Consider the following 21,177-nt stretch of genomic DNA (forward strand, 5'->3'; position numbering starts at 1 on the left):
CTTCACGACTCCTCCCGGGTGCTGGAGGGCGCGAAGGTCAGGTGGAGGACCTCGAGCAGGTCGATGGAGGGCACGATGACCTCCGCGGTGCCGCCGGTCACGTTGACGGCGACTTCGCTGCCGTCCAGGGCGAGGAGCGCGGAGGTGACGTCTGCGCCGGCCGGGACGGGGACGGACACCGACACCGGCCCGCTCGGCAGGGTCCGTCGAATGGCGCCTCGCATGGTCATGGGGTTGGTGAGGTTCACCAGGCACACCGCGACCTCGCTGGGCGTGCCGCCGCGCGGCGTCCGGTAGACGGAGACGTCGACGATGCCGGGTGTGTCCACGTGCACACCGGTGTGCTCGCCCAGTGCCCACCGGACGGTGTCCGCGAGCAGCCGGCCGTGGTCGGGTTGCAGAGCCTCCCAGAAGACCGAGCCGAGGTTGAAGGCCACGTACGCGCTGCGGCCACCGCCTTCGTGCTCGCGCAGGACGACCGCGGGGTCGCGCGGCGCCTCGCGGGCGTAGACCTCCTCCATGGGCAGGTCGGGGTAGTCGGGGACGAAGCGGAACGGCACGGTGGTGCCCTCCTCGGCCCGGACGGGGACGACCTGGGTGCCGCCGATGATGCGCTGGGCACCGGCGAAGCCGGCGTGCAGGGGGTGCTGGCCGACGAGTGCGGCGTAGTTGTTGCGCACCCGATCGCGCACCTGCCCGGTGAGGTGCACGCCCAGCAGGTCGGCCAGGCCCAGGTCGTCTCTGCGAGCGCCGTCCTCGGTGAGCAGTGACGTCTCGCAAGCGGCGACCAGGGCGCCTCCGCGTGCCACCCACTCGGTGATGGTGCGGCACTCCTGCTCGCTGAGTCGTTGCACGTTCGGGGCGACCAGGACGTGGAAGCGGTCCAGCTGCTCGGCGGTGATGAGACCGTCACAGACGAACTCGAAGGGGATGCCGGCCTCGACGAGCGCCTGGTAGGCGCCCTGCCCGTCCTCTTGCTCCTTGCCGTGCGTGGGCAGCGGCGATGCCCGGGTGGCGTCCAGCAGGGCGACCTCGGCGGTGATCTCGAGCCGCGACAGGAGCGGTTCGAGGCGCGCGTGCAGCGTGAAGGCGTCGATGAGGGGCTCGACCCAGCGGGTGTCGAGGACCTCTGCTTTGAACTTGGTGAACCAGGGGAAGGCTCCTTGGGCGAAGCCGTCGACGATCCAGGTGGCGAACTCGGGCCCGCTGGTGACCGAGTCCTTCCAGCGGTGGGCGGGGTGCTCGGGGCCGATGCTCGTGATCAGCCCGACCGGGCGGTCCCGGAAGACGCTGCGGCTGCGCTTGCCGTTGCGGCCCGCTGCCCACGGCGCTTCGGTGCCCGAGCGGCCCTGCTTGTCGATGAAGAGCAGCGGGTAGTGCTTCTCCACCAGTCGGCGGTCGAGGTCGTGGGCGGCGACAGAGCCGAGGTTGGGGATGAACCGCACGTGCGGCTTGACCGCGCGCACGGCGTCGTCCCACAGTCCCACGAGGGTGCTGAGTCGTTGGCGTCGCCACGCGGGCCACGCACGCCATGCGGGGTCGTCGGGGTCGAACGCGCCGCGGGGCAGGTCCATGCCGGTGTCGTCGCGGAAGGCGCGGGCGGCGGCTCGCGAGTAGGAGATGCCGTGGCCTTGCCAGCGGTTGGCGAAGACGGCGTCGATCTCGTACTCGCGGGTGATCTCACGGGCCACGTCGGTGAGGAACTCGCTGTTGTAGGTGCCGAAGGGGCAGGTGACGTAGGTTCCGGGAAAGGCCCAGTGCTCGACCGGTGCGCCGTCCTCGTCAAGGGCCGCCCATTCGGGGTGCGCCGCGAGCGCGTCGGCGTGGATGGCGTGCGGGTCGATGCGGGCCATGACGGCCATGCCCATCTTCTTCGCCCCGTGCACCAGCGTGCCGAACAGGTCCCCGTCGCCGAGGTGCTTGCTGCGGTAGTGGAAGGGGATGCGCGTGGGGTAGAAGGCCATGTAGCCGCCTGCGGACAGGCACGTCGCGTTCGAGTGGCTGCGGCGCATGACGTCGAGCCAGAAGTCGGGGTCGAAGTGCAGGGGGTCGTCCTCGGTGAAGGTCAGCTGCGTCCAGCGGTTGGCCCACGAGGGCCAGTCGCGGTCGGCGGGTGCTGCCGTGCTGCGCTCGGGTGCCGGATCGAGAGTGGTCATGTGCGTCCTCACTTCAGGCCGGTGGTCGCGATGCCCCGGATGAGGTACTTCTGTGCGACGGCGAAGAACACGAGGATGGGAGCCAGGGAGAGCAGGGACATCGCGAACAGCGCGCCGACCCCGCTTTGCGTCTCCGCGTTGACCATGGTGTTCAGCGCGACGGGGACGGTGTAGACCTCGACGGACGTCAGGTAGATGAGCGGTGTGAAGAAGTCGTTCCAGGTCCAGATGAAGGTGAAGATCGTCGTGGTCACCAGGGCCGGCTTCATGAGCGGCAGGATCACGAACCAGAAGGTGCGGAAGGGGCCGGCGCCGTCGATGGCGGCGGCTTGGTCGAGCTCGCGGGGGATGGTGCGGATGAACTGGACCATCAAGAAGATGAAGAACGCATCCGTTGCCAGGAACTTGGGGATGAGCAGCGGGAAGTACGTGTTGAGCAGGTCCAGCTGCGAGAAGAAGATGTACTGCGGGACGACGAGGACGTGCATGGGCAGCATCACCGATGCGAGGGTGATCCCGAAGTAGATGCGTCGGCCGCGGAAGTCCAGCCGGGCCAGCGCGTAGGCGGCCAGCGAGCAGGAGAAGAGGTTGCCGACGATGGAGCCGACGGTGAGGAACAGGGAGTTGGCGAAGAAGAGCGAGAACGGCTCGCCGAGAGCGCCCCAGCCGTTGCGGTAGTTCTCGAGCGTCACCTCGCTGGGGATCAGTCCGGGCTGGGAGAGCACCAGGTTGCCGGGCTTGAAGGAGCTGACGACCATCCACACCAGTGGGTAGACCATCAGGACGGCGAAGGCGATCAGGGCGATGTGCTTGCGCAGGTTCCCGGGGCGGGACGCGCGGGGTGCGCGGATGCTCGTCGTCTCGGTGGTCGGTGCCGTCGTCGTTGTCGTGGCCACGTGTCCCTCCTCAGTTGTCGCCGTAGAAGACCCAGTACTTCGACAGCAGGAAGTGGATGGCCGTCACGATGCCGATCACGACGAGCAGTGCCCACGCCATCGCCGATGCGTAGCCCATGTTGAAGCTGACGAATCCTTGCTGGTACAGGTACAGCGTGTAGAACAGTGTCGAGTCGAGCGGCCCGCCGCGGCCACCGGAGATGATGTGGGCCTGGGTGAAGCTCTGGAAGGCGCCGATCGTCTGCAGGACGAGGTTGAAGAAGATGATCGGCGTCAGCATCGGCACGGTGATCGACAGGAACTGCCTCCACCGGCCGGCGCCGTCGACGCGCGCGGCTTCGTAGAGCTCTTCGGGGATCTGGCGCAATCCGGCCAGGAAGATGATCATCGGTGAGCCGAACGTCCAGACGTTGAGCACGACGAGCGTCGACAAGGCTGTGGAGGGGTTCTGCAGCCAGCTCTCGCCCTCGATGCCCAGCAGTGCCAGCCCGGAGTTGATCAGGCCGTCGTGACCGAAGAGCTGGCGCCACAGGATGGCGATCGCGACGGAGGCGCCGAGCAGCGAGGGGAGGTAGTAGACGCTGCGGTACAGAGCGAGTCCCTTGATGCCCCGGTCCAGCACGATGGCCAGTCCCAGGGCGAAGGCCAGCTGCAGCGGGACCGAGACGAGGACGTACTTCAGGGTGACCCAGGCGGAGGCCCAGAAGCGGGGGTCCTCGCCCATGCGGCGGAAGTTCTCCAGGCCGGTCCAGGTCGGGGGGTCCAGCAGGTTGTAGTCGGTGAAGGCCAGGTAGAGCGAGGCGAGCAGCGGGACGGCCGTGATGAGCACGAGGCCGAGCAACCACGGGATGAGGAAGACGTGCGCCGCGCGTCCCTGGCGCCGCCACTTCGGGGTGCGGCGGGTGGTGCGGTTGGCCGGCTCGGGGGGCGAGCTGCCCGACAGAGCAGGGCTCGGTGGTGCGGTGGGGGCGCTCACCGTCGCGCCGCTTCGATCTCGCGGGTCACCTCGGCGGTGAACTGCGTCGCCGCCGTGGGGATGTCGACGTTGCCCAGCGCCAGCGCTTCGATGGTGCGGGCCATGACATCGCGCCACGTGCCGGATCCGGGCGGGGCCTCGTAGCGGGGGCGCTGCTCGTGCTGCATCTCCTCATCGACCAGGTCGAGCAGCTTCAGCTCGTCCGCCGTGGCGTCGGGGCGGATCTCCTCGAGGACGCGGGGGTTGGCGGGAGCACCCACGGTGAGCCCTGTCTGGGCGACCATGCGCGCGTCGTTGAGGTTGAAGTCGAGCAGCTTGGCGGCGCCCTCCAGACTGCCGTCGGGGGTTTCCCGGTACATCGCGATGCGGCTGAGGTAGCCGAACCGGAAGCCGGGTGTGGCGTCGGGGTTCGCGGGGGTCATGCGCTGCTGGAAGTCGTAGTCGGGGAACTGCTGGGCCTCGTCGACGATGTGGTTGGAGTTCTGCAGGGTCATGAGGACCTTCTCGCCGACGACCGGCCACTCCGGGTCGGCGCCTTCCTGTTCCGAGAGCTCCAGGGCGGCGCCGGCGGTACGCAGTCGCTCCCACCACTCGAACCAGCCCTCGAGGGCGGCCGGGTCCGCGCCCAGCGTGCCGTCCTCGGTCCACAGGTCGCTGCCGTGCTGGCGCAGCCAGGACTCGAAGACCATGTCGCTGTTGGCGCAGTACGCAGCGCCCTTGCGGCCTTGCGGGTTGTCGGCCGAGTAGTCGATGAGGAACTCCGCCAGGGAGTCCCAGGTCCAGTTGGCCTCGTCGTAGGCCGGGAGCTCGGCGCCGGCCTCCTCGAGGAAGGTCTGGTTCCAGCGCACGCAGGGCGTGAAGATCGAGCGCGGCATCGTGTTGAGCTCACCGTTGAGCTTGAAGGTCTCGAGCAGGTCGTCGGGGTAGTCGGACAGGTCGAAGCCGTCGAGGTCGTCGAGCGGGCGGTACAGGTTCGCCGCCTGGTACGTGAGCACCTGGGGTGAGGGGATCCAGAAGAGCTCCGGGACGTTGCGGCCGGCCATCTGCACGGTGATGCGTTCCTGGAACGCGCCGTAGTCCGCGAACTCGGGACGCACGGTGACGTCGGGGTTCTCCTCGGAGAAGATCGCCAGTGCGGCTTCGTAGTTCTGCTTGCGCACGGCGTCGCCCCACCAGGCGTAGCGCACCGCGCCCTCGGTGGAGCCGCTCGCGCTGCGGCCGCAGGCGGCCAGGGGGGCGGCGGCCGCGGTCACGGCGCCGGCGCCGATCAAGCGGGTGAAGGTCCGTCGGTCCATCGGGGTCTCCCTGTACATCGCCGTCGATGTGGTGCCGGGTGTCCATGTGGTGCCGGGTGCTCGAGCGGAGGGGGCTTGAGTGACTCGACCGTAGGACGCCGCATCTTGTCGGTCAAGACTGATTGTTAGACAATTTGCTGCGCTAGCATCGCGCCATGACTGTTGCGCCTGTGGGCTCCCAAGCACCGCGGTTCGTGCTGGCGCCGTCCTCGGTGGTGGACGCGCTCTACGACGCGGTGCGGCACCGCATCGTCAACGGTGAGCTCGTCGGCGGGGAGAAGCTCACCGAAGCCCGCCTGACCGGTGAGTACGGCGTGGCGCGCACCACCGCCAAGGCGTGCCTGGAGCGCCTCACGACAGCGGGGTTGCTGCGAAGGACGGCCCACCGCACGGCCGTGGTGACCGAACTGGGAGCGGCGGAGGTCAGCGACCTGTACTTCGCCCGACTCGCGGTGGAAGGCGCCGCAGTGCGGCGCCTGGCCGAGCGCCGGGACCTGCCGGCGACGGCCACGGCGGCACAGGCGCAGGTCGTCTCAGCGGTCGATGCCCACGACTTCCGCAGGCAGGCGGAGGCGGACATGGCCTTCCACGCCGCCCTCGTCAACGGTGCCGGCAGTGAGCGACTCTCCCGCATGCACGGCTTGATCATGGGGGAGGTCCACCTCACGATGGGACAGTCGCGTGCGCACCTCGTCCCCGGGCGCAGCGCAGTGGGTGACGAGCACGACGCGATCCTGGCCGCGGTGCTCGCCGGGGACGCCGCAGGCGCCGTCGCGGCGCTCGAGACGCACCTGGCCCACGCGCAATCCCGCGTGCAGGCCAGGCTCGCCCGCGCGGCAGCGCAACAGGACGCGCAGCAGGAGGCACAGCAGCAAGCAGACCCGGGCGCCGCGAACTGACCGCGGCACGCCTGAGCCCAGCACCAGCACCGCACGCACGGGCGCGCCGCGGTCCACCGCAGTGAGCCCACACGCACCACCCGAGCACTCCCGAGCGAGCACGAAGGAGCAAGGACATGCGCGTAGGCTTCATCGGAGCAGGGATCATGGGCAGGCCGATGATCGACAACCTCGTCGCGAAGGGGCACGAGGTCCGCTGCTACGCCCGCTCGGACGCCTCCCGCGAGCGGGCCCGCAGCACCGGTGCTGAGGTCACCGCCAGTGTGGCGGCCGCGTGCAAGGACGCCGAGGTGGTCGTGACGATGCTGCCCGCCGGCCCTGACGTCCTCGACGTCGTCACCGGCGAGGACGGAGCCCTGCAGGCCATGGCGACCGGCTCGATCCTGCTGGAGCAGTCGACGATCAGCCCGGACGAGGCCCGAGCGGTGCACGAGGCCGCCCAGGCGGCCGGCATCCGCTGTCTCGACGCCCCGGTCAGCGGCGGCGAGGCGGGCGCCGTCGAAGGAACCCTGGCCGTCATGGTGGGAGGCGACACCGACGTGCTCGACGACGTCCGCCCCGTCCTCGACGCAGTCGCCACCACCGTGGTCCACGTCGGCGGGCCGGGCGCCGGCCAGGTCGTCAAGGCCGCCAACCAGCTCGTCGTCGCCGGCAACCTGCAGGTCCTGGCCGAGGCGATGGTCTTCCTGCGCGCGCACCTCGCCGACGACGACCTGCCCGCCGCGCTCGACGTGATCGGCGCCGGACTGGCCGGCAGCACCGCGCTGAACCGCAAACGCCAGGCACTGCTGACCCGCGAGCACCCAGCCGGCTTCCGCGTCGCCCTGCACGACAAGGACATGGGGATCATCACCACCGCCGCCCGGCAGGCCGGCCTCGCGCTCCCCGCCACCGCGGTCGTCAGCTCGATGCTCGCCGCCCTCAAGGCCCGCGGCGGCGCGGACCTGGACCACTCGGCGCTCGCCCAGCTCGCGGCCGAGCTCAACGGCGACCCGGGGAGGGCCCGGTGACCACCGTCGAGGAGACCACCTCGTCCTCGGTGGTCGCCGAGGACGAGCTGTGGTGGCGTTCGCCGTTCCGGATGTACCAGACGAACCTGCGTGAGATCGACGTCGACCTCGACGTCGACGCCGTGCTCGAGCACATCGTCGACTTCGGTGCGAACGCGTGGCTGCTCAACGTCGGCGGCATCATCTCGAACTACCCGACGCGCCTGCCGTTCCAGACGCCCAACCCCGTGCTCGCTGCCCGCCCCTCCGGTGACCTGCTGGGCGATGCCGTCACCGCAGCGCACGCCCGTGGTGTGCGCGTCATGGCCCGGATGGACTTCTCCAAGGTCGCCCGGCCGATCGCCGAGGCGCACCCGGACTGGCTCTACGTGGGCCCGGACGGGCGACGCCAGGAGGTCCACGGGTTGACGAGCGTCTGCCCGAGCGGCGCCTACTACCAACAGCACCTCACCGAGGTCCTCGAGGAGGTGCTCGCGCACGCGCCGGTCGACGGGTTCTTCATCAACTGGATGAGCTTCGGTGAGGTCGACTACGCCAAGCAGTACCGGGGGGTGTGCCAGTGCATGGCCTGCCGGCGCGGTTTCACCCTCGCCCACCCGGACCTGTCCTTGCCCGTTGACCGGGAATCGGCGTCGTACCCGGCGTGGCGCCGCTGGTCCGCCGCCGTCATCGACGACCTGCTGGCCCGGGCCCGTGCCGTCATCGCAGCTCACCGACCGGAAGCGCCGCTGGTCATGGGCAACACCGCCGACATCGTCTTCCACGAGGCCAACAACGCCGTCGGCAGACCCATGTGGCACCACCAGACCTCCGAGAGCGTCTCCGCCGCGAAGGCCTACCGACCGCACGTGCCGGTCCTGGTGAACTCGGTCGCCTTCTACGACATGCCCTACCGGCTGGTCGCCGAAGAACCACACGTCCTGGCCCAGTACCAGCTGCAGGCCATCGCACGCGGCGCGAACCCGTCCACGTACGTCATGGGCTGTCCAGGGCGGCTGGACTACGCCAGCGTGCCCGCGGCCTCGCGGATCGTGCGCTTCCACCGCGACCACGCCCACGTCTACGACCGACTGGTGCCCTCGGCGCGCACGGCCATCGTGCGGCCCGACCCGTTGGCGGTGCCCGAGGACGGCACCGATCCCGTCGAGGAGTTCCGCGGTCTGTACGACTCGCTCCTGCAGCGGCACATCCCCTTCGACGTGCTCCCCGCCCAGCACCTCGGCGATCTCGGCTCGTCCCTGCAGCGGTACGCGCTGCTCGTCCTGGGTGACCTCGGAGCGCTCTCGACGGACGCGGTGGGCGTGTTGGAGCACTTCACGAGCTCCGGGGGCCGCCTGCTCCTGACGGGGTCGACAGCCTTCGCAGCGGACACCTCGCAGCTGACCGCAGCCGGTGTCGTTCGCCGCACGGCGGTGCTGGCCGGCGCTGAGGCGACCTGGTCGTCCGTCGTCGTGCCCGACGGCGGTGCACCCGTTCCGGTCCTGGGGGCGTTCCACGTCCTCGAAGCGGCCGCACACGCCTCGACGACCCACCGTGTGCTCTCCCGCGCTCCGTACGGCCCGCCCGAGAAGTGCTACGGGCACCTGGACCTCGACATGCCCGCCACCATCCGCTCGGACGCGGTGACGACGTTGCCGATGACACCGGGGCGGGCGTACCGCACGAGCGGCCTGTCGACGCTGCGGGACCTCGTGGCCGACGAGGCCTTGCGTCTGCTGGGCGCAGACGTCGAGGTCACCACGGACCTCCCCGAGCAGGTCGAGGTCGTCGTCGGGTCCTCACGGGCCGGCAGCGTCGTCCACCTGCGCAACCTGACGGGTGCCACCCACCAGTCCTTCCACGCGCCGCTACCGGTCACGGACCGCACCATCGCGTACGCGGGATGGCACGTGGGCCGACGCGTGCAGGCCCTGGTCGCCGGTACCGAGCTCATCGCCGAGCCGGCACCGGGCGGGGGTGCCCAGGTCCGCCTGCCCGACGTGAACCTGTTCGAGGTGCTCACCGGAGCCTGAACCGGCGAGGGGTGGCCGCGAGGTTCGGCGCAGGAGGTCAACCCTCGGGGAGGGTGAGCGGCATGCTCGCGCGGCGCCTCGGGCGGGTGCCCCGCCTGCTCCTCCACGAGCACCTGCTGCCGAGCCCTCACCCCCGCTGCGAGCAACAGGGGCGTAGACCTTCCGCGGCCCGTGAGGCTCTGTCAGGCTGCGATCAGCAGCTGTTGCAGCAGGTGCCGCCGGCACAGGAGCAGGCAGGGGTGGTCGTGGTGAACGAGGTGCTGATCGTGATCGCCATCATCGGTGCGGTCGCCGTGGTGGTCCTGGCATCCGTGCGGGAGGAGCGCCGCGAGCTGCGCCTGCGGCAGGCCAGGCGCCGAGCCGGCGGTGAGACCCTGCCCTTCGCCGGCGCTGCAGGCGTCAGCGGTAGCTCCGACGGCTTCAGCGGCGGCTTCGGCGATGGTGGCTGTGGTGGTGGCGGCGACGGGGGCGGGGGCTGTTGAGGCGGCGTTCACCCGTCTACCGGCACCGCGGCAGCGGCGGGCGCTGTCGTGGTGCGCTGTCTTGACGCGCTGCCTCCGCGAGGCGGCGTCGTGCAGCCCGGGTGGGGTCGTGATGGGTGTGCTGGGGGTGGGGACGTGGCCGTGGCGGTGTGGTCGCTGGCGGCGGCGTTCTTCGCCTCCTGCGGCGCCGTCGCCCTGATCAGGCGGGCCGGTGAGCAGCGCATCCCGCTGTGGATCGGGCGTCAGCCCCCGCGGGGGCGGGCGTGGTGGTGCTGCACGTTCGCCTGGCCCTTCTGCTTCCAGTGCGCCGCCTCTGCGGCAGCGCGCAGCGGTCTCGCCTGGGGGTACGCCCTCCTGCTCGGCGTCGCGGTGCTGGTGGCGCCCACCGTGCTGCTGGTGCGGCACAACCAGCGTTTCGCCACTGGCCAGCGCTGACGCGCCAGGGCCGTCGGGTACGCGATCGGCACCACCGTGGTGGTGCTCCGGGTGCAGGCGGGCGAGATCGTGAACAGCTCACTCCTGGAGGTCGTCGCCACCCCGGCCGTCGCCTTCCCATCGGCGCTGCTCTTCTGGGCGGCGGTGCTGCACCGGTACCGCGAGCTCTTCGACCGCGACCGGCAGTGAACACGCCCCGGGAGTGAGCTGGGGGAGTACGCCACCGCGCCAGGTGGACTGGCGGCGGCACCGCAGCGGCGTGGAGCCGCCGAGCAGGTGGGGCGGCGGGCGGGCGGGGTTTCGGGGTGAACGGCACCTGGGACGCCAGCGAGGGCGTCGATGCGGCGTACCTGTCCTTCGACGGCGAGCACGCGCCTGAGCGCCAGGTCTTCGCCCACACGGCTCAGCGGGTCAGCCGTGCTCGGATCTCGGGGCTGACGTCCACGTCGTGCGGCAGCGCCGCGATCTCGCCCGCCTCGATGGGCACCCCTGCGCCCGGGCGATGCCCGCCAGGTGGGTCCAGTGCAGCGCCTCCTCCTCGTGGGTGCGTCCCTGAGGAGGATCGTCCGGCCCGACCACCGTGCGCGCGGTCTCTGTCAGCTTCTCCGATGATTCGTAGGACCAGATGCCGCAGGGGTGACACCGTCGGCGAGTGAGCACCTCGTCCCACCGCTCGTCCCACCGCTCGTCCCACCGCTCGTCCCACCGCTCGTCCCACCGCTCGTCCCACCGCTCGTCCCACCGCTCGTCCCACCGCTCGTCGTCGCGCCGTGGCCCCCTCCTCCACTGGCGGGGCGGTGCTGCCGTGGCGCTGCTCGGGGCGGTGCTGCCGTGGCGCTGCTCGGGGCGGTGTCCCGGTCTGCGCAGTGAGCGTGCGGTTCGACCACCGCCTCGACGTGGTGACCGCGCCGGTAGCGTTCCTGGGTGCCTCCGCTCGCTTCCCGTGTCGTCGACGCCGACGTGACGGGTCCGCGGGGGCCGGTCCCCGTGCGCTGCTACGAACCACCGGGGGCCGCCTCCAGCACGCTCACACCGACGCTGGTGTGGCTGCACGGGGGCGCCTACTTCGCCGGGAGCCTCGACAAGCCCGAGTCCGACGCCCTCGCCCGGGCCCTCGCGGGAACCGGTGTGCGGGTGGTGACCGTGGACTACCCGTTGGCTCCGCTGCTGTCGAGGCGGTGGCCGTGCCCGGACCGCTCAGCGAGTGGAGTGCTGCGGGAGCGCTTCCCCGCGCAAGTCCACGACGTGGCCGCGGTGCTCGCCCACGTGCGGGCCACCTGCGCCGGCCCGGTGCTGCTGGGCGGCGCCAGCGCTGGTGCCTGCCTGGCTGCCGGCACCGCGGTGGCTGCGAGCACAGCGACCAGCGCGACGCAGGACGAAGAGCCGCGCATCGACGGCGTCGTCCTGGCCTACGGGTTCTTCCACGCCCGCCTGCCCCCGCGACCACGTGCGCTGCGGGCCACGTTGCGGGGCCGTCGCCGCTTCACCCACACCCGGTGGCCGATGCTGGCGATGAACCTCAACCACACCGGCTCCCGCGCGCTGCTGCGCGACCCGTCGGCCTTCCCCGGCGGGCACCGGCCGGCCCACTTCCCGCCGACGCTGCTGCTGGACGCCGACCGCGACGGCATGCGGGCCTCCAGCAGCCTGTTCGCCGCCGACCTGGCGGCAGCCGGGGTGCCCCTGGAGCACCAGGTGCTGCCCGAGGCCGTGCACGGCTTCCTGGGTCGCCCGCAGGAGCGCGACTTCACCACCGGCGTCGAGGTCATCGCACGGTGGTCACGATCACTGGTGACGGCTGAACCGGTGGACGGTGCGGCCCGCACCGGGTGACGCCTCGAGCACGTCCTGCTTCTCCGTTCGGGTGGCGCAGGTGCTCGACAGCGTGCGTGCGGTGCGGCGGTGGCGCCGGGCGTTGAGGACCAGGGACACGACGCTGAGGACGGCGGCTGCGAGCAGCCACCCGGCGTCGGAGAACATGTTGTAGCTGGTTCCGGTCTCGTCCGCGCGGATCCCACCTCGGTAGGTCACCACGACCCAGACGGCTGCCAGTCCGGCACCAGCCGAGGCGAGGAGGGTCGCTGTCCGGTGGCGAGGTGCTGTCGACACCGCTGACACGAAGGCGACGAGGACGACGACGCCCCCTGCCGGCAGGGAGGCCAGGGTGAGCAGCAGCAGGAGATCCACGACACCGAGCATGGTCGCGGTGCACGCCAGCCGACGCCCTCGCGGGTGATCTTCACTGGCCCTGTCCGGCACCGGCACAGGCATGGCGGGTCTTCGGATCTGCGGGTGGGTAGCTCACCCTGACCGGCGCCGGCGCCGGCGCCGGCGCCGGCACCGTCGCCGTCGCCAGGGCCGGGTGCCATCGGCGGCGAGCAGGATGTGGATGCGGTAGTTACCGAAGTTTCGGAACCCGTGCGCCAGGCGGCGTGCCTTCTCGATGATGAGGACGATGGCCTCGGTGCCGCCGTTGCTGATCCCGCCGGTGTCGAAGTAGTCCATCACCTCCGCCCGCCACGTCGTAGCGACGGGCGCCTTCGGCGCGGCTCTCACGCAGGGTGGGGAGGGCAACCAGCAGGGTCGCGACGGCGATGGGCACGTTGATGAGCAAGCACCAGCGCCAACTGACGTACTCGGTCAGCAGCCCGCCGAGGACGAGCCCGATGGCGCCACCGGCCCCTTGGACCGCGTCGTAGACGCCGAACGCGCGGGCCATCTCGCGCGGGTCGGTGAAGGTGGTGGTGATCAGCGACAGGGCGGCCGGGGCCAGGACTGCGGCGAAGACCCCTGCAGCGCGCGGGCGCAGAAGAGCATGACGTCGGTGGTGGCCGCGCCGCCGATCGCCGAGACGAGGGCGAATCCGATCAGGGCGATGAGGAAGGCGCGTTTGCGGCCGACGAAGTCGCCCCCCCAGCAGCACCTGCACCTGCACCTGCGACAGGAACCACTTCCCTGACTGAAACTCCCCCTCACGACAGTGGAGTCGCGCTTGTTGAAGTTGCAGAATGCGGGTGGCGCGACCACCGCATGACCGCGACGTCGAGCGTGCCCCAGCGGGGGTGAGGATCTCCTACCCACCCTTGGATCCGAAGAGCCAGTGATCCGTTGGGGCGGTGAGAAACCGACGCTGCGGATCACTCGGAAGCTCTTCAGGGCTCTGGACGATCAAGCCGGTGTCATCGAGCACCGCCGCGGGGCGTTGGAGCGGGTCGAGTTCGTCCTGGCGGATTGGCTGGCCACCCGCCGGCGACGGGCCGAGGTCGAGCAGCGCATGGAAGCGGTGTCGGACGAGCTCGAGCTGATCGCCCTGGTCACGTCCATCCCGGGCTTGAGCGCGATCGGCGCGGCGGCGATTCTGGCCGAGACGGGAGATCCGCACCGGTTCACTTCCGCGCGGGCGCTGGTCAAGCACGCCGGTGTGGCGCCTCGGGAACGCTCCTCAGGGACATTCGTGGGGCGCAGGAGGGTGACCGGGCAGGGCCGGCCGTCACTGCGGTTGGCGGCTTGGCGGGGGATCTGGGGAACGTTGCACAGCGGTCCAGTGCACGCCGCCCGCTACACGCATTTGACGACGCGGGAGCACAACAGATTCAAGCCCACCCAGGCGCAGGCCGCGGTCGCCGCGGCGTTGCTGCGGCAACTGCACGCCATCATCGTCTCCGGCCGTCGCTGGGACCCCGACGTGGCCACCTTCGGCTCCCGGCGGCGCCCGCTGGAGCTTGCTGCCTGAGGAGCTGACTGCGGCCGAGTAGCCGCTTGGGACTCAGCGCACGTCGTTCCACGTCACTCCCTGGTGGGGCGGGCTCCCCGCGCCATCGAGGCCGCAGCCTGGACCTCGCCGGTCATCTTGAGCAGCCCCGCCTTCAACCCGATCACACGCTGCCGGGCGCGAGCCCCGTCACCGCTGTGCAGGGCACCGACGACGAGCAGGGCACCCACCAGAACTTGACGTGGAACGTCTCACGCTGATGACCGAGTGGTCGCGCGGGGAGCTCAGCTCAAGGCAGCCACCAGGGGGAGGTGACTACTGCCGCTGCTGCAGCCGCCGCCCCCAGCGTCGCCAGTACTCCAAGAACCCACGCCGGCACTGTGAACAGCACGCGCATCCCGGCAAGCCAGTAGGCGCTCACCCGGGCCACCACGGCACCCACCAGGCACAGCAGCGCCAAGACAGCGCCGGGGACACCCAGGATGAGCGCCCAGCTCCTCCAACCCAGATGACCGCCGAGGGCCTCCACCCCGAACAACGAGAACATCAGGCAGAAGTAGCCGACGAGGATGCTCACGAGGACGCTCGGGTACACCCAGAGAGGAGCCAGAGCCCAGGCCGTTCTACGCGCCTCCAGTCGGCGAACGTAGGTGTTGTGAGTACTGACGGGCAGGTGGCCGCTCACAGACCCTCCAAACGTTGACACGCCCGTCTGTGCCTCCCCTGGCCGCCAGGTGAGGCGTACGACTGCTCCAGGGCTTCATCTTGCCCGCGTCCAGCCCGCGCACGGGCGGGCAGTGCCTCATCGCTTGCTTGTTCACCATCTCGGCGCACTGGCTGTGCGCAGCACGCACACGTTGGGGCCTTGACCTCCTGATCATCGCTGGACGTCGGGGAGGTCGCGGGCTCAGCGACCGTCCTCACTTCGGCAGACGCGCCACCACCGCGCCATGTGCGTGTGTCGGTGTGGTGCCCGCGGTGAGTGGGCCTTCGGCGGTGCAGCGTTCCGGCCGCATCGTTCTGCCACGGTGCTGTCGTGGACAGCACTGGTGGCTGGCGCCGGCACGGGCGCTGGTCGAGCTCCCTACCCCGTGGGGGCGGGCGCCTGCGCGAAGGGGCAGCATCGGCCTCGGGCTTGACCGCGCGCGGCCGGCGAGCACGGCTCGGTGTCCTGGCTGTCCTCGTGGTCGGTGCTGTCCTGGCGGCCGTGCTCACCCGCCCACCCGGTGCACTGCACGGTCCCGCAGCGCCCTACGAGCACGCGGCGATGCAGGAGGTCTCGGTCGCCACCGAGCAAGTCGTCGGGGGCCAGACCGGGGTGCTCGTCGCCGGGCTGCGCGCGGCGGGCTCGTGGTGCTTTCAGCCGCGCAGCAACGCCCTGACCGCGCAGATCCGCTGCCAGGGGCAGCAGGGCGACGCGACGGTGGACCTGGTCAGCGACCTCGACGGAGACCTCACTCACGCCGAGATCCAGATGCCCACCGAGGTGACGGCTACCGGGGTCACCACCGTGACTTCGCGCGCGAGCGGGGCACTGACCGCGAGCGGTGCCTCGGGCACGAGCACCACGGAGCCGGTGCGAGCGGCTCAGGACCACTTGCGCTTCGTGCTCGAGGCGTCGTTGCTGACGGTGTGGCCCCAGGACCGCGGCGTCCTCGACGGCCTCCTGCGCAAGGCGGAACCACGAAGCTTCTTGCCCTTCGGGGATGCCGGAGCACCGCACTCGGACGAGGAGCAGTACCAGACGCTGGAGCAGCGCAGTGAACGAGCCAGCTGGTCGCTGCGGACGTCATGCACCGGCGCGCCGCTGGCCCTGACGGTGCGCACCGACGCCCTGCGTGATCGCAGCTGGCCCTTCGGTGCTTCCCACTACGCCGGCACCACCGCCGCAGCAGCTGCACGGCTGCAACAGGCGGGCTCCTCCTGCGGTTCCAGCGGATGCTCGCTCGGTGACGAGCACGGGGATCGGTCGGTGGCCTTCGGCGTCCACGACGGCCAGATCGTCACCGCCGACCTGACCTTGCGACCGGCCGCCGATGGCGCGGCGGCGACCACCGAGGTGCACGAGCTGGAGCAGACGCTGGCCTTCCTCACTCCCGAGGTGCGCACCGACATCGCCGCCGTCATCGCCCGGTCGCAGGCCGAGGGCAGCGAGTGGCGCGGGCTGGTGGCCGGCACTCCGGTCCAGGTGTCGGTGGAGAACGGGTGGCCGACACTCGGTGGCCGCCACGTCTACGGCGTCCGCGTCCTCATCGGGATTCCGCTGCTGTACGTGGGGCCGTGAACAGGTCTGTACCGCTTGCGGGTGGGCCGCAGGGAGCAGCGGAGCGTGTTGTCAGGTTCTCGCGGCCTCGAGCCACCTGCTCAAGAGGGGTGCCGACCGCTCGACCATCGACAGATCCGAGCGGTCGGCAACGTCCACGACAGCGGGATGAGAGTGCGTGCGGGTCAGTGGTGGTGCAGCGGTGTCACGGTGAACAGGTCGCCGGGTTGGCACTGCAGCGCGTCGCACACGGCGGTCAGGGTCGAGAAGCGCACCGCGCGGGCGCGGTCGTTCTTCAGCACCGACAGGTTCACCACGGTGACGCCGGCGCGCTGGGCCAGCAGGTCGTCCAGGTGGCAGGTGACGCGGTGCGCCCGCTCAGCCTCGTCCACGACGCCTCCCGCCCTCGCGGCTGCCCTGCCGGGGTGCGCCTGCCGGCTGGGGCCCTCGTTCTGGCGGGGTCACACCAGCCCGTCCAGGTCCCGGTGCAGGCGCTCTCCTTGCCGGAAGGCTTCGGCCAGCACGAGCACCACCACGGCGATCAGGTCCCAGGCACCCAGGTGCAGCCAGGCAGCGACGCTCAGGGGGCTGTCGGCACCGTCCAGGCCGAGGCGTTCGAGCACCTGATCGGCGGCCAGGGCCGGCAGCAGCGGTGCCAGGTGCGCGATGAGCACGGTGAGCAGCGCCAGTTGGGCCAGGCGGCGGGCGTTGCCGGCGCCGAAGGGGCGCGCGGCGGCGATGGAGGTCAGCACCGGGCGCAGCAGCAGCGCGGCGGCGCCCAGCCCGATCCCGGCCAGGGCGAAGTGGCCGCGCGAGAGGAACTGCTCGGTGCGGGTGGAGTCCCACGCGGACAGCTCGGCGGGGTAGCCCTGGGCTACGTCGGGGGTGAGCAGGTCGATCGCGGTCAGCTGGACGTGCTCAGGCACCTGCTCGCCGCTGGTGGAGGAGGTGGGCACGGGCAGCCGGCGGGCCTGTTGCAGCTGCCGGCCCTGCGCGGAGGTGGGGTCGACCTGCGTGGTACCGGTGACCAGCGACACGGCCAGGGTGTTCCCCTTCCAGGTCCTGCTCGCCGCCCAGGACACCGGGTTGCACGTCGACTCCAAGGCTCAGGCCGAACAGGTCTGCGCCGTGTCGGTGGACCGTCTGGGACCGGCGCTGGGGCGGTTGCCGTCGAAGGCGTTGGGCGCTCTCGACGACGCCTTGCGGCTGCACCTGGCCCTGTGAGGTCGGCGACGAGAGCGATCCTCACCGCGCCGTGTCCGAGCGGAACCCGGCATGACCGTGAAGGCGCGCAAGGGGCGCGGATCTCCTGAGCTGGCACCGGTGCGGCCTCCAGTCGCGCACTCCACCATGGCGACCTATTGACTTTCGATCGCTGCCGAGCGACTATCGATACATGAGCATTGCCGTCATCCGCGCGCTGCGGGTCTGCATCATCCTGCTCGGCCTGGGAGCCCTGATCGGCCAGGCCGTCTACGTGCCCGTCGCGGCCTGGCAGTCGGCCGATGCCTACCCGGAGCTGGCCGGCTTGGCGGTGCCGTACACGATCGCCGCGATCGTGGTACTGGCTTGTGTGCAGGCTGCGGTGGTGGCGGTGTGGGTACTGCTGTCGCTGGTGCAGGACCGGCGCATCTTCGACCCAGCGGCCCTCCGCTGGGTCGATGTGATCATCGTGGCCGCGGCGGTGGCCACGGCCGTGACCGTCGCCACGCTGACGCACCTGATCAGCTGGGTCGGCGTCGGCGGGCCGCCGGCGCTGCTGCTGCAGGCCGCTTCCCTGGTCGGCGGGGTGAGCTTCGTGCTGCTGATGGTCGTGATGCGGGCCCTGCTGCGCTCAGCGACGGTGCTCTCCAGCGAGATGGCCGCGGTCGTCTGATGGCCGTGGTCGTCGACCTCGACGTCATGCTGGCCAAGCGGAAGATGCCGGTGGGTGAGTTCTCCCGCCGGATCGGCTTGTCCCCGGCCAACGTGGCCGTCTTGAAGAACGGTCGGGCCAAGGCGGTGCGGTTCAGCACCCTGGATGCGATCTGCCGGGTGCTGGACTGCCAGCCCGGTGACGTCCTGCGCTGGGTGCCGGACGAGACCGCCGAAGCGATCGAGGTCGCGGACTCGGCGCAGCCCGCTTCACGCTGACGCACCCGCTGGCGCCCCGGCCATCAGCACCACCACCCGGAGATCGGCAGGTGCGGGCGCCGAGGACCGCGTTATCAGCGGGCGGACCAGCCTCCGTCGGAGGCGATGGTCTGCCCGGTGACCCAGTCCGCCTCGTCGCTGAGCAGCCAGCCGACCAGGCGAGCGGTGTCGGTGGGGGTGCTCCACCGAGCGCCCGGGTTGGCCGCGGTGACGGCGGCGCGCAGCTGCTCATCGGCGTGACCGGTGTCGTTGGGGCCGGGGTTGATGCAGTTCACGGTGACCGAGCGGGGCATGAGGTGGACGGCGAGGGTGCGGGTGAGCTCGTGCAGGGCGGCCTCGGAGGCGATGTACGGCAGCTCGGCAGGCATGGCGCCGTGGTACTGCCCGGAGGTGAACAGGATGACGCGTCCGCCGGGGCGTGTGTCGTCGTGCTGGGCGGCGAAGGCTTGCGTGAGCAGCAGACTGGCTCGGGTGTTGACCGCGTAGCTGAGGTCCAACTCGGCGGCGGTGAGGTGTTCGAGGTCGTGACCGCTGCTGCGGGCGTGGTTGGCGACCAGGGCGTCGACGTGGCCGAAGACGTCGCGGGCTGCGGCGACGACAGCGGCGGGTGCCTCGGCTTCGGCGAGGTCGGCGCTGATGTGCTCGACGCGGCCACCGGTGGCCCGCAGCTCCGCGAGCAGGGCCGCGGGACCGTCGGTGTCCTCGCCCCAGGGTTGCTGGGCATCGTGGGGAGACCAGGTGTGCAGCAGGACCGCGGCGCCGTCGGCGACGGCGCGGCGGGCGATGGCGGCGCCGATGGCGATGCGTCGGCTGGCGCCGGTGACGATGACGACGCGCTCGTGCAGGGCTCCGGTCATGCGCCGATGGTCGCCGCCGTTGAGACGGATCTCATCTGGTTTGCGACGTTCTGGTCAGCGCCGTGACCGCGACGTCGCCCGCAAGGGCGCCATGACCGCGACGCCGATGTCGTGTCGGGATGTGTAAGCGATTCGCCTCAGGTAGTCGGCCGGCGGCGCAGCCTCAGCGGCTGGTGGTTCAGCGGCCCGTTGCGGGCTTCGACGAAGACTTCCTCGTCGTGGTGCACCTGCACCCGCAGGGTGCCGGTGCCCAGGGGTGCGCGGGTGCCGCGGTAGCGCCAGAACGCTTCCAGCACGTATGTGCCCGGCTGGAGGGGGAAGGTTCCGGTGCGGCCCCACGTCAGGGGGTGTTCGGTGCCGTTCAGTCGCAGGTACGGCCGGGCGGTGGACCTCAGCAGCCAGGCGTTCACCCAGTGGGGTCGCGCCAGGACGCTCAGGCGCACCGGGTGCTGGGCGCCGGCACGTGTCTGTGACGCGGCCCGCGGGGTGGTGCTCACGGGGGCACTCTTCCACCGGGCTTCGAGGGGTTGGTGCAGCGGCGACGGCTTCACGCTCGTCGGCATCCCACAGCACCGCGTCGTTCAGGGGGTGCTGGGCTGAGGGCGTCGACTACCGTGGCGGTTCTCCGCTTCCCGGGGGGGTGACGATGACGTGGGCTGTCGTGGGTGCTGTTCTCGCGGTGCTGGCTGCGGTGATCGGGTGGGGCGCCCGGCGCCGGCTTGATCGTGGCAGCCGTGCAGCGGACCCGGAGAAGGCGCGCGTCGCTCAGGAGATCAGCCGCCAGATCGACCGCGGCCGTGGCTCTACCTGGTGGGTGTGACCCCAGATCGGTGACGGCGTGCCGTGCCGGTTGCGCGCACCCGTGCTGCTGTCCGCCCTGACGCCGATGATCTTCCTCGATGAGAGCGTGGCGCAGCCGTCAACGCGCCGGCAGTGGCGTGGAACGCCCGCCCAGGTAGGTCGCCGACCCGGTACCGCCGCAGCGGCCTGCACGCGTGCTCGTCGGTTGCTGAGGGCGTCATCAGGCATTTGTGATCGCGCGTGACCGGCGTCGTGACCGTGCGTGGGGAGCCGTCGGGTGCTGGCGGCCTCGATCGACTACACCTGGGGTCGTGCATCGGCACCTGGTGAGCGATCGAGGGGCGGCGGTGAGCGTGGATGACTGACGCACCGGTGGACGGCGAAGAGCGCCCCGAGGGCGGCGAGCCGCGGCCGGCGACCGTGCAGTCGCTGACGCATCAGCTGGGGGCCCTGGGGGTCGAGGCCGGTGCCACGCTCATCGTGCACACCTCGCTGTCGGCGCTGGGCTGGGTCGTCGGGGGCGTGCAGGACGTCGTCGCCGCTCTGCACGCCGCGGTCGGGCCGGCAGGGACGGTGGTGATGCCGGTGCAGTCCTGGCAGTTGTGCGATCCGGCGCTGCTGCAGCAGACGGATGCGCAGTGGTGGCCGCTGGTGCGCGAGCACCTGCCCGTCTACGACCCGGCCAGCACCCCGAGCAAGACCATGGGCACCGTCGCTGAGCACTTCCGCACCCTGCCCGGCACGCTGCGCAGCGCGCACCCGCACCGCTCCTTCGCCGCCGCCGGCCGCCTGGCCGCGCAGGTGGTCGCCCAGCACGACCTGAGCGAGCCGATGGGGGAAGGCTCCCCGCTGGCGGTGCTGTACGACGTGGGGGCCCGGGTGCTCCTGCTGGGCGTCAGCGCGGCCAAGTGCACCGCGCTGCACCTGGCCGAGCACCGCTGCGAGTACCCGGGCAAGCACCGCATCAGCAACGGCGCACCGGTGCTGGTCGACGGGCAGCGGCGCTGGCGCTCCTGGCAGGAGCTGGCCGTCAGCGCCGAGGACTTCGAGCAGGTCGCCGAGGACTTCGCCGCGGCGACCGGGCTACGGCGCAGCGCACCGGTCGGTCAGGGCGTGGGGCAGTTGCTGCCGGTGCGCGAGCTGGTGGACCACGCCGCGGGCTGGTTCCCGACCCACCGTCGAGCCTGACGCGATCGGCCGCGGGCGCCGTGGTGCGCACGCGCAGGCGGCGCCATGTGCGGTCGACGTCG

22 protein-coding genes and 3 pseudogenes are annotated in these 21,177 nt (G+C 71.1%); 13 read left to right on the forward strand and 12 right to left on the reverse strand.

All coding sequences use genetic code 11. The annotated features are described in order from the left end of the window. Positions 1 to 2: 2 nt before the first annotated feature. Genes MN205_RS04580 through MN205_RS04595 form a run of 4 tightly spaced genes read right to left on the reverse strand, consistent with a single transcriptional unit; the run spans position 3 to position 5,323 of the window. The gene (locus tag MN205_RS04580; protein WP_242124734.1) at positions 3 to 2,156 is read right to left on the reverse strand and encodes a beta-galactosidase trimerization domain-containing protein; all 2,154 of its coding nucleotides are present in this window, start codon (positions 2,154 to 2,156) and stop codon (positions 3 to 5) included. Between the two features lie 8 nt (positions 2,157 to 2,164). Next, on the reverse strand, positions 2,165 to 3,052 hold the full coding sequence (locus MN205_RS04585) for a carbohydrate ABC transporter permease (protein WP_242124736.1): 888 nt from the start codon (positions 3,050 to 3,052) through the stop codon (positions 2,165 to 2,167). A gap of 10 nt (positions 3,053 to 3,062) precedes the next feature. Next, positions 3,063 to 4,028, reverse strand: a complete 966-nt coding sequence (locus MN205_RS04590) for a carbohydrate ABC transporter permease (protein WP_242124738.1) — start codon at positions 4,026 to 4,028, stop codon at positions 3,063 to 3,065. Next, positions 4,025 to 5,323, reverse strand: coding sequence for an ABC transporter substrate-binding protein (locus tag MN205_RS04595; protein WP_242124739.1), 1,299 nt, complete (start codon positions 5,321 to 5,323; stop codon positions 4,025 to 4,027). The genes MN205_RS04590 and MN205_RS04595 overlap by 4 nt, the downstream gene beginning before the upstream one ends. A gap of 155 nt (positions 5,324 to 5,478) precedes the next feature. Here MN205_RS04595 and MN205_RS04600 point away from each other — a divergent pair, with 155 nt between their 5' ends. From MN205_RS04600 to MN205_RS04625, 7 genes and pseudogenes are all read left to right on the forward strand, one after another. Beyond that, positions 5,479 to 6,222: a GntR family transcriptional regulator gene (locus MN205_RS04600; protein WP_242124741.1), complete on the forward strand. Its 744-nt coding sequence runs from the start codon at positions 5,479 to 5,481 to the stop codon at positions 6,220 to 6,222. Positions 6,223 to 6,332: 110 nt separating this feature from the next. After that, positions 6,333 to 7,232, forward strand: a pseudogene (locus tag MN205_RS22260) (NAD(P)-dependent oxidoreductase); the annotation flags it as partial. Continuing rightward, a complete protein-coding gene (locus MN205_RS04610) occupies positions 7,229 to 9,244 on the forward strand; it encodes an alpha-amylase family protein (RefSeq protein ID WP_242124745.1) in 2,016 nt (671 codons plus the stop codon). The pseudogene MN205_RS22260 and the gene MN205_RS04610, both read left to right, overlap by 4 nt. 53 nt (positions 9,245 to 9,297) lie before the next feature. Next, a complete protein-coding gene (locus tag MN205_RS04615) occupies positions 9,298 to 9,726 on the forward strand; it encodes a hypothetical protein (RefSeq protein ID WP_242124747.1) in 429 nt (142 codons plus the stop codon). A gap of 135 nt (positions 9,727 to 9,861) precedes the next feature. Next, positions 9,862 to 10,161: a hypothetical protein gene (locus MN205_RS04620; protein ID WP_242124749.1), complete on the forward strand. Its 300-nt coding sequence runs from the start codon at positions 9,862 to 9,864 to the stop codon at positions 10,159 to 10,161. Positions 10,162 to 10,838: 677 nt separating this feature from the next. After that, positions 10,839 to 10,907 (forward strand): annotated as a pseudogene (locus tag MN205_RS22265) (PT domain-containing protein); the annotation flags it as partial. Positions 10,908 to 11,085: 178 nt separating this feature from the next. Next, on the forward strand, positions 11,086 to 11,994 hold the full coding sequence (locus MN205_RS04625; RefSeq protein WP_242124751.1) for an alpha/beta hydrolase: 909 nt from the start codon (positions 11,086 to 11,088) through the stop codon (positions 11,992 to 11,994). Here MN205_RS04625 and MN205_RS04630 read toward each other — a convergent pair. From MN205_RS04630 to MN205_RS21530, 3 genes and pseudogenes are all read right to left on the reverse strand, one after another. Beyond that, on the reverse strand, positions 11,947 to 12,348 hold the full coding sequence (locus MN205_RS04630) for a hypothetical protein (RefSeq protein ID WP_242124753.1): 402 nt from the start codon (positions 12,346 to 12,348) through the stop codon (positions 11,947 to 11,949). The two genes, MN205_RS04625 and MN205_RS04630, sit on opposite strands and share 48 nt — an antisense overlap. A gap of 114 nt (positions 12,349 to 12,462) precedes the next feature. After that, positions 12,463 to 12,666 carry a transposase gene (locus MN205_RS04635; RefSeq protein ID WP_242124755.1) on the reverse strand — a complete coding sequence of 68 codons (204 nt, stop codon included), beginning with the start codon at positions 12,664 to 12,666 and terminating at the stop codon, positions 12,463 to 12,465. 7 nt (positions 12,667 to 12,673) lie between these two features. Beyond that, positions 12,674 to 13,068, reverse strand: a pseudogene (locus tag MN205_RS21530) (MFS transporter); the annotation flags it as partial. A gap of 193 nt (positions 13,069 to 13,261) precedes the next feature. On the opposite strand from MN205_RS21530, the gene MN205_RS04645 reads away from it, so the two are divergent. Further along, positions 13,262 to 13,894 (forward strand): transposase, encoded by a 633-nt coding sequence (locus MN205_RS04645; protein ID WP_242124757.1) that lies wholly within the window; start codon positions 13,262 to 13,264, stop codon positions 13,892 to 13,894. Between the two features lie 268 nt (positions 13,895 to 14,162). Here the strand turns inward: MN205_RS04645 and MN205_RS04650 are convergent, their stop codons facing one another. After that, positions 14,163 to 14,450 (reverse strand): hypothetical protein, encoded by a 288-nt coding sequence (locus MN205_RS04650; RefSeq protein ID WP_242124759.1) that lies wholly within the window; start codon positions 14,448 to 14,450, stop codon positions 14,163 to 14,165. Between the two features lie 690 nt (positions 14,451 to 15,140). Between MN205_RS04650 and MN205_RS04655 the strand changes: the two genes are divergently transcribed. After that, on the forward strand, positions 15,141 to 16,157 hold the full coding sequence (locus tag MN205_RS04655; protein WP_242124761.1) for a hypothetical protein: 1,017 nt from the start codon (positions 15,141 to 15,143) through the stop codon (positions 16,155 to 16,157). A gap of 164 nt (positions 16,158 to 16,321) precedes the next feature. Here MN205_RS04655 and MN205_RS04660 read toward each other — a convergent pair whose 3' ends face one another. Together MN205_RS04660 and MN205_RS04665 are read right to left on the reverse strand one after the other, a co-directional pair. Then, positions 16,322 to 16,528 carry a helix-turn-helix transcriptional regulator gene (locus MN205_RS04660; RefSeq protein ID WP_242124763.1) on the reverse strand — a complete coding sequence of 69 codons (207 nt, stop codon included), beginning with the start codon at positions 16,526 to 16,528 and terminating at the stop codon, positions 16,322 to 16,324. A 69-nt stretch (positions 16,529 to 16,597) separates the two neighbouring features. Beyond that, on the reverse strand, positions 16,598 to 17,173 hold the full coding sequence (locus MN205_RS04665; RefSeq protein WP_242124765.1) for a DUF2975 domain-containing protein: 576 nt from the start codon (positions 17,171 to 17,173) through the stop codon (positions 16,598 to 16,600). Between MN205_RS04665 and MN205_RS04670 the strand changes: the two genes are divergently transcribed. From MN205_RS04670 to MN205_RS04680, 3 genes are all read left to right on the forward strand, one after another. Next, entirely contained in the window at positions 17,160 to 17,360 is a 201-nt protein-coding gene (locus MN205_RS04670; RefSeq protein ID WP_242124768.1) for a type II toxin-antitoxin system PemK/MazF family toxin, read from the forward strand. The two genes, MN205_RS04665 and MN205_RS04670, sit on opposite strands and share 14 nt — an antisense overlap. Before the next feature lie 172 nt (positions 17,361 to 17,532). Further along, positions 17,533 to 18,012, forward strand: coding sequence for a DUF2975 domain-containing protein (locus MN205_RS04675; RefSeq protein WP_242124770.1), 480 nt, complete (start codon positions 17,533 to 17,535; stop codon positions 18,010 to 18,012). Continuing rightward, the gene (locus MN205_RS04680; RefSeq protein ID WP_242124772.1) at positions 18,012 to 18,269 is read left to right on the forward strand and encodes a helix-turn-helix transcriptional regulator; all 258 of its coding nucleotides are present in this window, start codon (positions 18,012 to 18,014) and stop codon (positions 18,267 to 18,269) included. The genes MN205_RS04675 and MN205_RS04680 overlap by 1 nt, the downstream gene beginning before the upstream one ends. 74 nt (positions 18,270 to 18,343) lie before the next feature. Here the strand turns inward: MN205_RS04680 and MN205_RS04685 are convergent, their stop codons facing one another. Together MN205_RS04685 and MN205_RS04690 are read right to left on the reverse strand one after the other, a co-directional pair. Continuing rightward, a complete protein-coding gene (locus tag MN205_RS04685) occupies positions 18,344 to 19,126 on the reverse strand; it encodes an SDR family oxidoreductase (RefSeq protein ID WP_242124776.1) in 783 nt (260 codons plus the stop codon). A gap of 137 nt (positions 19,127 to 19,263) precedes the next feature. Continuing rightward, entirely contained in the window at positions 19,264 to 19,623 is a 360-nt protein-coding gene (locus tag MN205_RS04690) for a hypothetical protein (RefSeq protein WP_242124778.1), read from the reverse strand. Between the two features lie 661 nt (positions 19,624 to 20,284). Here MN205_RS04690 and MN205_RS04695 point away from each other — a divergent pair. Continuing rightward, on the forward strand, positions 20,285 to 21,115 hold the full coding sequence (locus MN205_RS04695; protein ID WP_242124780.1) for an aminoglycoside N(3)-acetyltransferase: 831 nt from the start codon (positions 20,285 to 20,287) through the stop codon (positions 21,113 to 21,115). Positions 21,116 to 21,177: the final 62 nt, after the last annotated feature.

The sequence above is a fragment of the Kineococcus sp. TRM81007 genome (assembly GCF_022669155.1).
Lineage (GTDB): Bacteria > Actinomycetota > Actinomycetes > Actinomycetales > Kineococcaceae > Kineococcus.

What these genes read in the sequence shown, in the direction of transcription:
- MN205_RS04655 (WP_242124761.1), top strand. Translation starts at nt 15,141, where the DNA reads ATGCAGGAGGTCTCGGTCGCCACCGAGCAAGTCGTCGGGGGCCAGACC.
- MN205_RS04675 (WP_242124770.1), top strand. Translation starts at nt 17,533, where the DNA reads ATGAGCATTGCCGTCATCCGCGCGCTGCGGGTCTGCATCATCCTGCTC.
- MN205_RS04680 (WP_242124772.1), top strand. Translation starts at nt 18,012, where the DNA reads ATGGCCGTGGTCGTCGACCTCGACGTCATGCTGGCCAAGCGGAAGATG.
- MN205_RS04635 (WP_242124755.1), bottom strand. Translation starts at nt 12,666, where the DNA reads ATGGACTACTTCGACACCGGCGGGATCAGCAACGGCGGCACCGAGGCC.
- MN205_RS04580 (WP_242124734.1), bottom strand. Translation starts at nt 2,156, where the DNA reads ATGACCACTCTCGATCCGGCACCCGAGCGCAGCACGGCAGCACCCGCC.
- MN205_RS04695 (WP_242124780.1), top strand. Translation starts at nt 20,285, where the DNA reads ATGACTGACGCACCGGTGGACGGCGAAGAGCGCCCCGAGGGCGGCGAG.
- MN205_RS04685 (WP_242124776.1), bottom strand. Translation starts at nt 19,126, where the DNA reads ATGACCGGAGCCCTGCACGAGCGCGTCGTCATCGTCACCGGCGCCAGC.
- MN205_RS04595 (WP_242124739.1), bottom strand. Translation starts at nt 5,323, where the DNA reads ATGGACCGACGGACCTTCACCCGCTTGATCGGCGCCGGCGCCGTGACC.
- MN205_RS04600 (WP_242124741.1), top strand. Translation starts at nt 5,479, where the DNA reads ATGACTGTTGCGCCTGTGGGCTCCCAAGCACCGCGGTTCGTGCTGGCG.